Raw genomic sequence first — 14,784 nt, forward strand, 5'->3', positions numbered from 1 at the left:
CGCGCAAGCCCTGAATCAAGCGGATGCCGCGCATGCCGGCCAGGACGAGGATCGCGTTCTCGTCCATCCGTCACATTCCAGGGCCGGCCCGTGTCATAACAGTGACCAGGGAATCCGCCCGATGCGACAGGGAGACGCCGATGCCACCCGCCCGGACCGCGAAGCAGCGCAAGCAGGACACCCTCGACAGGCTCGAACGCGACGAGGACGTATGGGTGGCCACGGCCGACGAGGAGAGCGCGACGCCGTATCTCGTACCGCTGTCGTTCCTGTGGGACGGTACGACGCTGCTGCTCGCCACTCCGGCAGCCAGTCCCACGGGACGCAATCTGCGGGCCACGGGGCGGGCCCGGCTCGGCGTCGGCCCGACGCGTGACGTCGTCATGATCGAGGGCACGGCGCAGACGCTGACGGCCGCCGAACTCCCGGACGACGTCAAGGACGCGTTCGCGGAGAAGACAGGCTTCGACCCGCGCACGCTGAGCTCGGAGTACCTCTATTTCCGCGTCGCACCGCGGCGAGTCCAGGCCTGGCGGGAGGCCAACGAGCTGGCGGGACGGGATCTGATGCGGGACGGCGAGTGGATCGACGAGTCAATCACCTGGGACTGAAAGGTCCCGGGCTTGCACAACGGGCGCCACTGGCTGTGGCGCTGCGTTTGCGTCCTGTCCCGCGCCCGTTCTTCGGGGGCGGGACTGGGGCGGTTGACTGCGCCCCGCGTCGCCACAACTCTTCCGCACGGTGGCGGATGTTGCGGGAGCCTCCCCCAAGCTCTCAACTACGTTCGAGCAGGGGGTACCCCCATCGGTCTGCGTGATCAACGAATCCGCAGGACCGGCACACGAAACGGGCCTGACTGGCCCGGTTCGCCTTGTCGATGTACCCGCACTCGGCGCAGGTGCGCGAGGTGTACGCCGGATCGACGTGCACCACCGGCACCCCCGCCTTGCGGGCCTTGTACGCGATGAAATCTCCGAGCTGGGCAAAGGCCCAGGAGTGGAGGGTGGCCCGTTGGGGCTTGCGAAGCCGTACCCGCGCGCGGATGCCCGTGAGGTCTTCCAGGGCGATTCCGCGTCCGGTGCGTTCTGCCTCGGCCACCACATGCTTCGCGATCTTATGGTTGATGTCCCGCGCCCGCCGCGCCTCCTTACGACGCCGCCTCTTCAACCGGCGTTTGGCGGACGGGGTGTTCTTGCGCTGGAGTTTGTGCCGCAGGGTGCGTTCGCGCAGACGCCCGCGGTTCAGGCGGCGTCCGGCCATGATCTGGCCGTCCGAGGTGGTCGCGATGTTCACGATCCCCAGATCGACCCCCAGAAACTGGGTGACGCTGGTGTCGAGTTCGGTCTCGGGGACCTCGCAGGTAGCGGTAAGGAACCACATCCCGTCGCGGAACAACAGGTCCGACTCGCCCTTGCGGTACAGGGCCAGACGGGCCAGATGTTCGGGGGCGGCGGTGAACGCCACTTGCTTCATGCGGCCGGACAGGGTCCAGATCGACACCGTGCGCTCCGCGTACTGCCAGGACAGCATCCGGTCGTCATACGGCTGCCCGCCCGTCGGGCGGAAAGCGATCGGCTTTTCGGTGGCCCGCCGGTAACGCTGCGAGCCCGGCTTGCCGAGGTGTCCTGCCGTCAGGTTCGCCTTGAGCGTGGTGTAGGCGTCGCAGGTCTTCTTGATGACATGCTGAGCAGCCTGCGCACCCAGGTTCCACCGCTCCTTGACCTGGCCGTAGGTGTGCTCACGCAGGGCGAAGTTGCGCTTGATGCCCTTCTCGAACGCCACGGACGACACCCAGGTCGCGGCCTCATTGCAGGCATGCAGGGTTTGCTCAAGTGCCGACGCCTGCACGGGCGTCGGCAGGAGTTTCACCTGCACGGTCAACTTCACGACCGTGACGCTACCCGCCGCCTGGCGTACCGGCATTCGAACAGTGCACATTCCTCACCGGGCACTGGGGCCCGGTTTCTTGCGTGCGCCGCGCCCGTTGCCGCGGCTATGCTCCGCATCGCCGTCATCGGATGCGATTCCTCCCGGGGGTGAATCCCCGGGGTTCCTCGCAAGAGCACGCTGAACCACCCGCACCGATGGCCGAGTTGAGAGCAGACCGCGGATCCGGCCACAAGCCGAGCCCCACAACGGCAGCCCACCCAGCACAGCCGCACGACCGCACGACCGCACGACCGCACGACCGCACCGGACAACGCGGAACGCGCCCGCCGAAGAGACCTCCGACGGGCGCGCCCGGTGCCACACACTCGGCCGGGTCTAACCGGCTCAGCCGGCGGCAGGCTCCAGTTCCTTCTCCTCACCGCCCGGCCGCGCCGTCTCGTTCTCGGCGTGCCAGTCCTCGTTGTCGGCGAGCGGCTTCTCCTTCAGGACGAAGGCGAGGACGAGACCGACCGCGAAGACGGGCACCAGGTACAGGAAGATCGGAACGAGTGCCTCCTGGTACGAGGAGACGACCGTGGCGCGCAGGTCGGCCGGCAGGGCCCGTACCAGCGCGGGCGTCAGCGAGTCGCTGTCGCCGACCTTCGATGCGGCGTTCGCCGGCAGGCGCGTGGCGAGCTGGTCGGTGAGGCGGCTGGCGAAGACCGCGCCGACGACAGCGGTGCCCAGGGTGGCGCCGATCTCGCGGAAGAAGTTGTTCGCGGAGGTGGCGGTGCCGACCTCGGCGCCCGGGAAGTCGTTCTGCACGGCGAGTACGAGCGTCTGCATCATCAGGCCGACACCGGCGCCCGCGAGTCCGACGTACAGGCAGACCAGCCAGACGGGGTCGTTCACGTCGAGGCGGGACATCAGGAACGCGACGAGCATGATGACGACCGTGCCGACGATCGGATAGATCTTGTAGCGGCCGGTCTTGCTCATGATCGCGCCGGACGGCAGCGCCGTGGCCATGATGCCGACGACCATCGGGATGAGCAGCAGCCCCGACTCGGTGGCCGTCTTGCCGTAGACCATCTGGAGATACGTGGGCATGTAGCCGACGATCGCGAACATGCCGAGGCCGATCACGATCATGCCGAGGAGCGTGGCGACGTTGAAGATCGGGCTGCGGAAGAGGTGCAGCGGGATGACCGGCTCGGCGGCCCGCTTCTCGGCGACGAAGAACAGCACCCAGGCGACGACCGCGCCGATGCCGAGCCCGATGACCAGCGGGTCGGACCAGTCGTACTGCGTGCCGCCCCAGCTGGCGAACAGCACGGTGCAGGTGACGGCGGCGGCCATCAGTGCGGTGCCGAGGTAGTCGAGGGTGACCTTGACGGCCTTGCGCGGCAGCTTGATCGCGACGGCCGCGACGAAGAAGGCGAGGACGCCGAGCGGCAGGTTGACCCAGAACGCCCAGCGCCACGAGTGCTCGTCGGTGAACCAGCCACCGAGCAGCGGCCCGACGACCGAGGAGAGACCGAACACGGCGCCCATGGGGGCCATGTACTTGGCGCGTTCCCGGGGCGGTACGAGGTCGGCGATGATCGCCTGCGAGGTGATCATGAGGCCGCCGCCGCCCAGGCCCTGGAGGGCGCGGCCCGCGACGAGCGTGCCCATGTTCGGGGCGAGCCCGCAGACCACGGAGCCGACCAGGAAGAGCGCGATGCCCGCGAGGAATATGTTCTTGCGGCCCATGAGGTCGCCGAGCTTGCCGTAGACCGGCATGCCGATGGTGGCGGCGAGGATGTACGCGGTGGTGATCCACGCCATGTGCTCGATGCCGTTGAGCTCGCCGACGATGGTGGGCAGGGCGGTACTGACGATGGTCTGGTCGAGCGCGCCGAGCAGCATCGTCAGCATCAGCGCGCCGAAGATCAGCCCGAAGTTGTGCGGCTTGTCCATTCCGTCCTCAGGGGCCGGATCGGTGCCCGCCGGTGCGGGGGCGTGGGTCATGCTCAGGTCTCCGTACGTGAAGGGATGGAATGCGCGGCGCGCGAGCGGTCGCCGCCCGGGGAGTTCGGGGAGTCTTCGGGGCTTTGGGGTGGAAAGTCGCTGGGGGCCTTGCGCGGGGAGCGCTCGCACCGGCGCCGTGGGGGCGGCGGCCGGGTCGCGCTGCGGGAGCCGCGCCTCAGGCCTCCCGCTCGGTGGTGGCGTGTGGGGTGTGCGCCGGGGCGAGGAGGCCGCGCAGAGCGGTGAAGGAGTCGCGCACCGAGGCCGCGGGGCCGTCGGGATGCCGCGCGTCGCGGACCCCTCGCATGAGGCCGTTGCGTACGGCGGTCATGGCGATTCCCGCGAGCAGCGCGACGGTCTGCCCGTCGGGGGCGTCTCCGGTGCGGCGGGCGATGGTGCCGGCGAGGTCCCGTTCGAGCGCGTCGCACTCGGCGAGGAACGCGCCGAGGGCCGAGGGCACCTTCTCGACGACGGCGAGGACATCCTCGAACACTCCGGCGCCGGGCGGCATCTCGTCGACGTGCGTGGCGAAGACGTCGCCCAGGTCCCGCAGCACGGCGTCGGGGCCGCGGCCGGGCGCGGAGACGAACTGCTCCGCCTCGGCCTCGGTCAGGCCGCCGGGCCAGGCGAAGAGGGCGGTCTCCTTGGTGCGGAAGTAGTTGAAGAAGGTCCGCGGGGAGACCCCGGCCTCCTTGCTGATCATCTCGACCGTGACGTGTTCGAGGCCGTGTTCACGGGCCAGGCGGACCGTGGCGGCGTGCAGTTCGGCCCGGGTCTGGCGCCGTCGCCGGGCGCGCAGCCCTTCGGCCGGCGCCTGCTCGCGGACCGCCGACGCCGCGGTGCCTGATGTCATCACGCCGAAGATTCTTGCACACTCTGCAATGTTTGCGCGCACTGCATTCGGGCGGCCGTCACACCCGGATCCGGGCGCCCGCCACACCTCGATCCGGGCGCCCGCGAACCCCTGCCCCCGGCGGTCTCGTCAACGGCGCGGGCGCCGACGTGGGCAGACGCGGCCATTCGAGATACGCTCCATAAGCGTTATTTCGGGTGAAATGCGACAGCCACTGTCCGCCGGGAGATCAGACTGATGCTCACTCGCACCGTCCTTGCCGCCTCCGCCGCCGCGCTGCTGGTGTCCGCCACCGGGGCCGCCACCGGCGTGGCCGCCGCCGCGTCGACCGACATCCGCCCCACGCACCCCGCCGCGGCACCGGCCGCCGCCCTCAAGCCCTGCGCGGAGAACGCGCTGACGTTGAAGGCTGCCGCGTCGGGTCAGGACCACGTCCTGCGCCTGAGCGTCAAGAACCACTCCTCGCGCGCCTGCCTCGTGGACCGCGTGCCGCTGGTCACGTACGGCGATCTGGACGGGGCCGCCGTCCCGTTCCCGCTCTCCGGCAGCTCCACGTACAAGCTCGACGCCGGGAAGACGGCCCACGCCGTCGTGCGGTCGCTGTCCGCGAGCGGTGACAGCGACTCCGCGAGCGGTGACAGCGACGTCCGGTCGGTCGGCTACGTCGTGGTGGCGACGAATCCGGAACACGACGGCAAGAAATTCACCGCCGCCTCACTCTCCGAGCCGGGCGGGCTGCGTGTCTGGATGCCGGTGACGACTCTGTGGCAGACGACCCCGGCCCGCGCGGACGAGGCTCTGGCCGAGTCCGACGGCGCCGGGATCCTGCAGGTCTGACCCCTCGCCCGCCCGGCATCAGGCCGCGGCGCGCACCGCGAGCAGCGAGGCGTCGTCCTGGAGCCGGCCCTCCGCGTGGCGCAGCAGGTCGGCGGCGAGGGCGTCGGTGAAGTCTTCGAGGGCCGCGTTCCCCAGGGCGGCGGCCCGCTCGGCCAGCGGATAGAACGCACCGCGCGCGTCCCTGGCCTCGCTCACCCCGTCCGTGTAGAGCAGCATGCACTCCCAGGCGGTGGCCGGCACCGGCTGGGCGGCGCACCATCCGGAGTGGAGGTCGAGCAGGCCGAGCGGCGGCGCGGGCGCGGGGACCGCCGCGTGGACGGCGGCGCCGTCGCGCAGCAGGACGGGCGGCGGGTGTCCGCAGCAGACCAGTTGGGCGGATCCGTCGGACTCGACGCTGAGCAGGGTCGCCGTGACGAAGCGGTCGGGTTCGTCCGAGTGCGCGACCAGCGAGTGCAGCCGTACGGCGATGCCCTCCAACCGTGCCTCGCAGGCGGCGAGATCACGCCAGGCGCGTAAGACGTTGTCCGCGATGCGCGCGAGCGCGCCGCCTTTGCCCATGACGTCACCCATCAACAGACGGGTGCCGTAAGGGGATTCGACGGCTCCGTACACGTCGCCGCCCGCTCCCCCGGGGCTTCTCTCCACCGGCGCGACGGCGGCGTTCGCCAGGTGCCGGGCGCTGACGCGCAGCGCGCCGACCCGCTCGGGGAGAGGAGAGACCGGCTGGGAACGGGCAGTCATGCAGGGACCTTCCGGGGTGCGGCCGGACGAGCTGCCCGACGTGACGTGCCGCGCAAGTGTAGCCAGTCGAGCGCGCCCGGTAACCGATCGTCACCGAATCCACCCCATCGGATCCCGCCGCCCCGAGACCGTCAACTCGGCTCCGGCACACTCCAGTTCACCTCACCGCACCGCGGGCCCCTCAGTCGGTGAGGTCGGCCCGCAGTGTCAGCAGGTTCGTGCCGAGGGCGCGCACGGCGGCGCTGTTGTACCGCGGCAGGTCCTTCAGCCGCGCGCGGGCGTCGTCCTCCGGAAGCGGATGGGCCGTACCCGTGTGCCAGCGCCCCTTGATCCGGACGCGGACCTTGGGGTCGGCCCGGATGTTGCGTACGTACTGCGACTTGTCGCCGTACTCGGACACCCACCAGAACTCACGGCCGACCAGGCGACCGCCGACCGGTGTCCGCCGGGGCAGCCCGGACGTGCGGCCGGTGGTCTCCAGCAGGATCTGGCCGGGGAGCCGGGAGAGAAGGGGGTTGCCGATACGCCGCTGGAACGACGTCACGGCCCTGAACTTGAACTCGCGATACCGCGACATACGCGTCCTTCCACCGACACTGTGACCACCCGCCGCACTCTAGGTGACCCGGCGGGACCGGGTCAGGCGAGGCGCCTTTGCTGCGGCCTCACGCACGGCCACGCCCCGGTCCGCGCGAGCCGCTGCCCTGTTCCCCCGTGGTCGGCCGGTCGGAACTGGGCGGCGCAGCCCCCTGGTTCGTCACCGAGATCCAGGGCGACGCACCGGGACCGCGCCGCGGAGAACACCTGACAGTCCGCCACCCAGGAGGACACCGGCTGCCGGGGCTGGACGCCCGAGGGCCTTCCGTCCGGATCGGACCGGACCGGACCAGGGAGCGGGGCATGGCGCCGTGCGTCGCAAGGCCGAGGAAGAAGCCGTGCGTCGCAAGGCCGAGGCAGCAGCGGAAGCGGAGCGTCGGCGACTGACGACAACGCCGCGAGGCGCGGCATCATGCCCCTCGACCCCGGCGTGATCCAGATGAAGGGCGCTGGGTGCGCTTCGCGGGCGGCGGCAACTACGAGGCCGAGGCGGGCCTGTTGACGCCGGGTTCCTGCACCTGTGCACACACCTGCGCTCCCGTGCCCTGCGGGCACGCCGACCCCGCGGCGCACCAGGGGTGGACCCGAGTTGCCCCCAACCCGCCTTCGGCAACCCCGGTTCGACAAGCCCGCCCATGACCATCAAGACTGAGGATCATGCGATTCGGCGTGAACCTTCTCAACTTCGGCTCCGGCACGACCCCGCGATCCCTCGAGCGCCAGGCGACGGACGCCCGCGCGCTGGGCTTCACATTCGCGATGATCTCCGACCACATAGCCGTCACCCCCGACGTGCACGAGGTGTACCCCGCCCCGTTCTACGACCAGTTCGTCCTGGCCGCGCATCTCGCGGGGCGGGTCCCGGGGCTCCGGCTCGGCACGACCATCACCGTCATCCCGTACCGGCACCCGCTCCAGACGGCGCGGCTCGCGGCCAACATCGACCAGCTCAACGACGCCGGTTTCATCCTCGGCGCGGGCGTCGGCTGGTCGGCCGCCGAGTACCGCGCGCTGGGCGTCCCGTTCGAGGAGCGCGGCGCCATCACCGACGAGTACCTGGCCGCGATCCGCGCCGCCTGGGCGCAGGACCCGTGCACCTTCGAGGGGCGCTACGTCTCGTACGAGGGCATCCGTACGGCCCCCGCACCCTCTGCCGCGCAGCTGCCGGTCTGGGTCGGCGGCGACTCGCCCGCCGCGCTGCGCAGGGCCGCGCGCCTGGGCGAGGGATGGCACCCCTTCATGCCGACCCTTCAGGGCCTGCGCGCGAAGCTGCCGGTCGTGGCCGCCGAGGCCGAGAAGGCCGGCCGGCCCGTGCCGGAGCTCGTGCCGCGACTGCAGATCGCGCTCGAGGAGCGGCCCGACACCGATGACCGCCCGCTCGGCCACGGCAGCGTCGAACAGGTCCGCTCAGACCTTCACATGCTGGCCGAACTCGGCGCCACGCACGTGCTGTTCGACACCTACCCGGGCGGCCCGGCCGCACGCGCCACGGCCGACGAGGACCGCCGCGTCCTGGAACTCCTCGTGGAGAAGGTCGTCGATCCGGCCACGGGCGACGTGCGCTGACGTCAGGATCCGCAGGCCGTCCGGCCGCCCCTCGGCGGACGGAACCCGGGCCCAGGGCGCCTGTCTCCGCGCCCTGGGCATCCGTCACCGACCTTACGCAAGCAGACTGCAATTCTTGCGCTAATCTTGCGTTCCATGACACGGAGACTTGCGCAGGTGGCACAGAAGGTCGGCGTCAGCGAGGCGACGGTCAGCCGGGTGCTCAACAACAAGCCCGGCGTCTCGGAGGCCACCCGGCAGGCCGTGCTCACGGCCCTGGACGTCCTGGGCTACGAGCGGCCGACCCAGCTGCGCGGCGAGCGCGCGCGCCTGGTCGGGCTCGTCCTGCCGGAACTGCAGAACCCGATCTTTCCCGCGTTCGCGGACGTGATCGGCGGCGCGCTCGCCCAGCAGGGCCTCACCCCCGTCCTGTGCACCCAGACCAACGGCGGGGTCTCCGAGGCGGACTACGTGGAACTGCTGCTCCAGCAGCAGGTGTCCGGCGTGGTCTTCGCGGGCGGCCAGTTCGCCCAGGCGGACGCCCGGCACGAGCACTACCGGCTGCTCTCGGAACGCAAGGTCCCCGTCGTCCTCGTGAACGCGGCGATCGAGGACCTCGGCTTCCCGTGCGTGGCGTGCGACGACGCCGTCGCGGTCGAGCAGGCCTGGCGGCACCTGTCCTTGCTGGGTCACGAACGCATCGGGCTCGTGCTCGGCCCGGACGACCATGTGCCGTCGAAACGCAAACTCGCCGCCGCGCGGAGCGTGGTGCGGGCAGCCGGCGGGACACTGCCCGAGGACGCGGTCGAGCGGGCCATGTTCTCCCTGGAGGGCGGCCAGGCGGCGGCTGCGCGCCTCATGCGGCGCGGCATCACGGGCATCATCTGCGCGAGCGACCCGCTGGCGCTCGGCGCGGTGCGGGCCGCGCGGCGCGAGGGGCTGCGGGTGCCGGACGACATCTCGGTGGTCGGGTACGACGACTCGGCGTTCATGAATTGCACGGAGCCGCCCCTCACCACCATGCGCCAGCCGATCGAGGCGATGGGCCGGGCCGCCGTCGAGCTGCTCGTCACGCAGATCCAGGGCGGCTCGGTGACGCCCGGTGAGCTGCTGTTCGAGCCCGAACTGGTGGTACGCGGCTCCACGGCACAGGCCCCGTCCGGGACAACCGAGGCATAGTCAATTTTTTGCAGAGTCTGCACGACATATTGCGGGCACCTGTTCGCGGTGGTTGAGTGTGCCGCGCCCCGGCTGCGCGGCAGCCGTGGGCGTTCCTGCGGTTGTCGTCAGCCGTGGGCCCTCCATGCTCATGCCCGAAGGGGACCACCGATGAGAAGCTCCTGGTTCCGCCCCACCCGCCGTAGCTCCGCGGCCGCGGTCGCCGCCGTGCTCACCCTGACCTCCCTCGCCGCCTGCGGCACCAGCAGCAGCGACGACAACAGCGGGTCGGGCGGTGGCTCGAAGGCCGACATATCGGCCCCCCTGGATCCGAAGACCAAGGTCACGCTCACCATCGACTGCATGCCGCCGGCGGCGAAGGCGGCCGAGCTCAGGGAGTGGAAGGAGGACGTCAAGGAGTTCAACAAGAAGTACCCGAACGTCACGATCAACGGGAAGTCCACGCCGGGCCAGTGCGAGGAACCCGCCCGCTTCACCGCCCAGCTCAAGGCGAAGTCCCAACCGGACGTCTTCTACACGTACTTCACCGATCTCCAGCAGGTGCTCGACAACGACGGCGCCGCGGACATCACCGCCTACGTCACGCCCAAGACCGTGCCGGCGCTGGACTCCATCGACGGGAACGTCCTCGGCGTCCTCAAGAAGGACGGCAAGCTCTACGGTCTGCCCACCAGCAACTACACGATGGGCCTGCTGATCAACCGCAAGCTCTTCGAGCGCGCCGGCCTCGACCCGGACAAGCCGCCGACGACCTGGGAAGAGGTCCGCACCGCCGCCAAGAAGATCGCCGGCCTCGGCAACGGCATCTCCGGTTACGGCGAGTACAGCGCGGAGAACACCGGCGGGTGGCACTTCACCGCAGCGATGTACGGCCTCGGCGCCGACGTCGTCTCCGCCGACGGCAAGAAGGCCGCGTTCAACGACGCCACCGGCAAGCAGGTCGCCCAGCAGCTGCACGACATGCGCTGGAAGGACGACAGCATGGGCAGGACGCAGCTGCTGAAGTGGGGCGACCTCCAGAAGCAGATCGCCTCCGACAAGCTCGGCATGTTCCTCGCCGCCCCCGACGACATCACGTACATGGTCCAGCAACTGGGCGCCAAGTACGAGAACTTCGGGATGGGCCCGATCCCCGGTGGCAGGACCACGCTCTTCGGGGGCAACGACTACATGATCAAGAAGGGCTCCTCGCCCGACAAGATCAAGGCGGCCGTCGCCTGGCTCAACTTCAAGACCCTCACCCCGGGCAAGGGCCAGTTCCAGTGGGACCGCACCAAGGCGGACAAACTCCCCGTGGGCCTGCCGCAGCCGAACTTCTTCACCGGTGCCACCAAGGCCAAGGACCTCGCGTCCCGTACGGAGAACGCGACGATGCCCGTCGAGAACTTCAAGCCGTTCCTGGCTAACACTGTGCCCGGCAAGGCGGAGCCGCCGAAGGCACAGGAGATCTACAAGGTCCTCGACAACGTGATGTCGGGCGTCCTCACCAACCGCAACGCCGACGTGGACAAGCTGCTCGCCACCGCGGAGCGGCAGGTCAACCAGGTGCTGGCCAACCAGTAGCCCACGGCACCGGCATCCCGAGGAGCGACCATGTCGGCCCCCACCGTGTCCAAGAGCTCGCCGGCGCCCGCGCGTGCGCCGCACCAACTCCCGGTGCAGCGCGGCCCGTTGGCCCGAGCGGTGCAGCGCAATCTCTCCGCCCACGGCTTCCTGATCGGCGCGGTGCTCTGCTTCTCCTTCTTCTCCTGGTATCCGATGGTCAGGGAGTTCTTCCTGGCCTTCCAGAAGAACAAGGACGGCAGAACCACCTGGGCCGGCTGGTCCAACCTCTCCTACGTCTTCAACGACCCGGCGTTCTGGCAGGCCTGGCGCAACACCCTCCTGTTCACAGGACTCGCGCTCGTGCTGGGCTTCGCGGTGCCCTTCCTCGTGGCGGTCCTGCTCAATGAGTTCCGGCACGGCCAGGGCTACTTGAGAATGCTCGTCTACTTGCCGGTGATGCTTCCGCCGGTCGCCTCGGTCCTGCTGTTCAAGTACTTCTACGACCCCGGCTACGGGCTGTTCAACCGGATCATCGGCATCTTCGGGATACCCGACCAGCAGTGGCTGCAGTCGACGAGCACGGCGATGATCTCCGTGGTCATCGCGGCGACCTGGATGAACATGGGCGGCGCGACCCTGATCTATCTCGCCGCGCTCCAGGGCATCCCCGGCGAGCTGTACGAGGCCGCGGAGCTGGACGGCGCCGGACTGTGGCGCAAGATCTGGCATGTGACGATCCCTCAGACGAGGCTGATCCTCTCGCTGATGTTCCTGATGCAGATCATCGCCACGATGCAGGTCTTCACCGAGCCGTTCCTGCTCACCAACGGCGCGGGCCCCGAGGGGTCGACCATGACCGTCGTCTACCTCATCTACCAGTACGCCTTCAACTTCAACAACTACGGCGGAGCGGCGGCCCTCGGCCTGGTCCTGCTCGTCCTGCTCGCGGGGTTCTCCGCAGTGTACGTCCGCCTCAGCCGCACCCGAGAAGACTGACCGGCACGGGAGTTCACATGGCTACCGACACGATGCGCCCCCGGACCCTGATCTCGCCGGCCCAGCTCGGCAGACGGCGCGGCAAGGTCGTCTACTGGTGCGTCTTCGCCCTGGTGATGGTCCTGTTCACGCTGGTCTTCCTGGGACCGATGTACTGGATGGTCAGCGGCGGCCTCAAGACCACGCAGGAGTTCGTCAAGGCACCGCCGACGCTCGTACCCACCAGCGTGCACCCCGGCAACTACGGGGACGCGTGGCGGGTGATGGATCTGGCGAAGCTCCTCGGCAACACGTTGTACTACGCGTTCGGCGCGCTCGCCTTCCAGCTCGTCCTCGACGTCGCCGCGGCCTACTCGCTGTCCAAGCTGCGTCCCCTGTTCGGCAACGTCATCCTCGCCATGATGCTGGCGACGCTGATGATCCCGGCGACGGTCCTGGTCGTCCCCCAGTACCTGACCGTCCTCGACGTGCCGGTCTTCGAGCGCAATCTGCTCAACAGCCCCTGGGTGATCTGGCTGCCGTCCGTCACCAACGCCTTCAACATCTTCCTGCTCAAGCGGTTCTTCGACTCGATCCCTCAGGAGCTGCTGGACGCCGCGTCCATCGACGGGGCATCCGCGCTGCGCACACTGCGGTCCGTGGTGCTGCCCATCTCACGGCCCATCCTGGGCGTCGTCTCCATCTTCGCGGTCGTCGGCGTGTGGAAGGACTTCCTCTGGCCGATGCTGACGCTGCCCGACCCCGGCAAGCAGACCCTGAACGTCGGCATCTACTCGCTGGCGAGCGGCGTGCCGGAGAACTGGCTGATCGCCGCGCTCACCATCGCGTCGCTGCCGACTCTGATCCTCTTCCTGCTGTTCCAGCGCAACATCATGAGCGGTCTCACCGCGGGCGGCCTCAAGGGCTGACGCCCGCTGCCCCTCCCCTCCCCCCGTACGCCGCCTCAGTGACGGCGCGCCCCGGCGCGCCCTCCTGCCCGAAAGGACCTCTACGTGGCAGCCCCCCATTCCTCAGACACCGGCGACTGGTGGCGTTCCGCCGCCATCTACCAGGTGTACGTACGCAGCTTCGCCGACGGCGACGGCGACGGCACGGGCGATCTCGCGGGGGTCAGAGCCCGGCTGCCACACCTGGCCCGGCTGGGGATCGACGCGATCTGGTTCACCCCCTGGTACCGCTCCCCGATGGCGGACGGCGGTTACGACGTGGCCGACTACCGCGCGATCGACCCGTCCTTCGGCACGCTCGCCGAGGCGGAGAAACTCATCGAGGAGGCGCGCGACCTCGGCATCCGCGTCATCGTCGACGTCGTGCCCAACCATGTCTCCGACCGGCACGCCTGGTTCAGGGCCGCGCTCGCAGCGGGTCCCGGCAGCCCCGAGCGCGAACTGTTCCACTTCCGGCCCGGCCGGGGCGCGCACGGCGAACTGCCGCCCAACAACTGGCCGTCCCAGTTCGCCGGCGGGACCTGGACCCGCGTCCCCGACGGCGAGTGGTACCTGCATCTCTTCACGCCCGAGCAGCCCGACCTCAACTGGGCGCATCCCTCCGTACGCCACGAGCACGAGGAGGTGCTGCGGTTCTGGTTCCAACGGGGCGCGTCGGGCGTACGCGTCGACTCGGCGGCGCTGCTCGCCAAGGACCCGGCGCTCGCGGACGCCGCCGCGGACGACACGAGCGGCTATGTCGACCGGGACGAGCTGCACACGATCTACCGCGCCTGGCGGGCCGTCGCCGACGAGTACGACGGGGTGCTCATCGGCGAGCTGTGGGTCCCCGAACCCGAGCGCTTCTCGCGCTATCTGCGCCCCGACGAGCTGCACACGGCCTTCAACTTCGACTTCCTGTCCCGCCCGTGGGACGCTGCGGAACTGCGCGAATCCATCGACATGACGCTGGCCCACCACGCGCCGGTGGGGGCTCCCGCGACCTGGGTCCTGTGCAACCACGACGTGACACGGACCGTGACCCGCTACGGCCGGACGGACACGACGTTCGCGTTCGCTGCGAAGCGCTTCGGCACGCCCACGGACCTGGCGCTCGGCACGCGCAGGGCGCGCGCGGCGGCTCTGCTGTCGCTGGCCCTGCCGGGCGCCGTCTACCTCTATCAGGGGGAGGAGCTGGGCCTGCCCGAGGCCGAGGTGCCGCCCGGTCGCATCGAGGACCCGATGCACTTCCGCTCCGGCGGCACCGACCCGGGCCGCGACGGCTGCCGGGTGCCCCTGCCCTGGACGCAGGACGGTTCTTCGTACGGCTTCGGGTCGGGCGGGGAGCCCTGGTTGCCGCAGCCGGCGAACTGGGGGACCTACGCCGCCGCGCGCCAGGCAGCCGATCCCGACTCCATGCTCTCGCTCTACCGCGAGGCGCTGCGCCTGCGTCGCTCGGAGCCTGGCTTCGGTGACGAGCCGATGCGCTGGCTCCCCGGTCCCCCCGGCGTGCTGGCCCTTGCCCGGGGCGAGGGCCTGGTCTGTGTCGTCAACTTCGCCGATCCGGCGGCCGAGCTCCCGCCCCATGCACGTCTCCTGCTGACCAGTGGCCCCTTGGACGACGAGGGGCGGCTCCCGCGGGACACGGCGGTGTGGCTGCGCGCGTGAACGGCACGCCCGGGAGGA

The 14,784-nt window shown here is 70.0% G+C and carries 12 protein-coding genes and 1 pseudogene; 8 read left to right on the plus strand and 5 right to left on the minus strand.

The features are described 5' to 3' along the window. The first annotated feature begins 140 nt into the window (after window positions 1-140). Window positions 141-611 carry a pyridoxamine 5'-phosphate oxidase family protein gene (locus tag ACFC96_RS11475; protein ID WP_376253386.1) on the plus strand — a complete coding sequence of 157 codons (471 nt, stop codon included), beginning with the start codon at window positions 141-143 and terminating at the stop codon, window positions 609-611. On the opposite strand, the pseudogene ACFC96_RS11480 reads toward ACFC96_RS11475, so the two are convergent. From ACFC96_RS11480 to ACFC96_RS11490, 3 genes and pseudogenes are all read right to left on the minus strand, one after another. Then, window positions 598-1,887, minus strand: a pseudogene (locus ACFC96_RS11480) (RNA-guided endonuclease InsQ/TnpB family protein). The gene ACFC96_RS11475 and the pseudogene ACFC96_RS11480 overlap by 14 nt on opposite strands. A gap of 387 nt (window positions 1,888-2,274) precedes the next feature. Then, on the minus strand, window positions 2,275-3,882 hold the full coding sequence (locus tag ACFC96_RS11485; protein ID WP_376253384.1) for an MDR family MFS transporter: 1,608 nt from the start codon (window positions 3,880-3,882) through the stop codon (window positions 2,275-2,277). 175 nt (window positions 3,883-4,057) lie between these two features. Next, window positions 4,058-4,732 carry a TetR/AcrR family transcriptional regulator gene (locus ACFC96_RS11490; RefSeq protein ID WP_376611678.1) on the minus strand — a complete coding sequence of 225 codons (675 nt, stop codon included), beginning with the start codon at window positions 4,730-4,732 and terminating at the stop codon, window positions 4,058-4,060. 237 nt (window positions 4,733-4,969) lie between these two features. On the opposite strand from ACFC96_RS11490, the gene ACFC96_RS11495 reads away from it, so the two are divergent. Further along, window positions 4,970-5,569: a DUF4232 domain-containing protein gene (locus ACFC96_RS11495; protein WP_376611680.1), complete on the plus strand. Its 600-nt coding sequence runs from the start codon at window positions 4,970-4,972 to the stop codon at window positions 5,567-5,569. A gap of 18 nt (window positions 5,570-5,587) precedes the next feature. Here ACFC96_RS11495 and ACFC96_RS11500 read toward each other — a convergent pair whose 3' ends face one another. Beyond that, window positions 5,588-6,310 carry a PP2C family protein-serine/threonine phosphatase gene (locus ACFC96_RS11500; protein WP_376253376.1) on the minus strand — a complete coding sequence of 241 codons (723 nt, stop codon included), beginning with the start codon at window positions 6,308-6,310 and terminating at the stop codon, window positions 5,588-5,590. A 181-nt stretch (window positions 6,311-6,491) separates the two neighbouring features. Then, on the minus strand, window positions 6,492-6,887 hold the full coding sequence (locus ACFC96_RS11505) for a nitroreductase/quinone reductase family protein (RefSeq protein ID WP_376611682.1): 396 nt from the start codon (window positions 6,885-6,887) through the stop codon (window positions 6,492-6,494). Between the two features lie 677 nt (window positions 6,888-7,564). Here ACFC96_RS11505 and ACFC96_RS11510 point away from each other — a divergent pair. From ACFC96_RS11510 to ACFC96_RS11535, 6 genes are all read left to right on the plus strand, one after another. Then, window positions 7,565-8,473, plus strand: a complete 909-nt coding sequence (locus ACFC96_RS11510) for a TIGR03619 family F420-dependent LLM class oxidoreductase (RefSeq protein ID WP_376611684.1) — start codon at window positions 7,565-7,567, stop codon at window positions 8,471-8,473. A 135-nt stretch (window positions 8,474-8,608) separates the two neighbouring features. Then, the gene (locus tag ACFC96_RS11515; RefSeq protein ID WP_376253368.1) at window positions 8,609-9,631 is read left to right on the plus strand and encodes a LacI family DNA-binding transcriptional regulator; all 1,023 of its coding nucleotides are present in this window, start codon (window positions 8,609-8,611) and stop codon (window positions 9,629-9,631) included. A gap of 150 nt (window positions 9,632-9,781) precedes the next feature. Next, window positions 9,782-11,194, plus strand: coding sequence for an extracellular solute-binding protein (locus ACFC96_RS11520; RefSeq protein WP_376611686.1), 1,413 nt, complete (start codon window positions 9,782-9,784; stop codon window positions 11,192-11,194). 30 nt (window positions 11,195-11,224) lie between these two features. After that, entirely contained in the window at window positions 11,225-12,172 is a 948-nt protein-coding gene (locus ACFC96_RS11525) for a carbohydrate ABC transporter permease (protein WP_376611688.1), read from the plus strand. A 32-nt stretch (window positions 12,173-12,204) separates the two neighbouring features. Then, on the plus strand, window positions 12,205-13,080 hold the full coding sequence (locus ACFC96_RS11530) for a carbohydrate ABC transporter permease (protein WP_376612283.1): 876 nt from the start codon (window positions 12,205-12,207) through the stop codon (window positions 13,078-13,080). Window positions 13,081-13,164: 84 nt separating this feature from the next. Next, window positions 13,165-14,766: a glycoside hydrolase family 13 protein gene (locus ACFC96_RS11535; RefSeq protein ID WP_376611690.1), complete on the plus strand. Its 1,602-nt coding sequence runs from the start codon at window positions 13,165-13,167 to the stop codon at window positions 14,764-14,766. Window positions 14,767-14,784 lie beyond the last annotated feature (18 nt).

The organism is Streptomyces sp. NPDC055955, assembly GCF_042270245.1.
Lineage (GTDB): Bacteria > Actinomycetota > Actinomycetes > Streptomycetales > Streptomycetaceae > Streptomyces.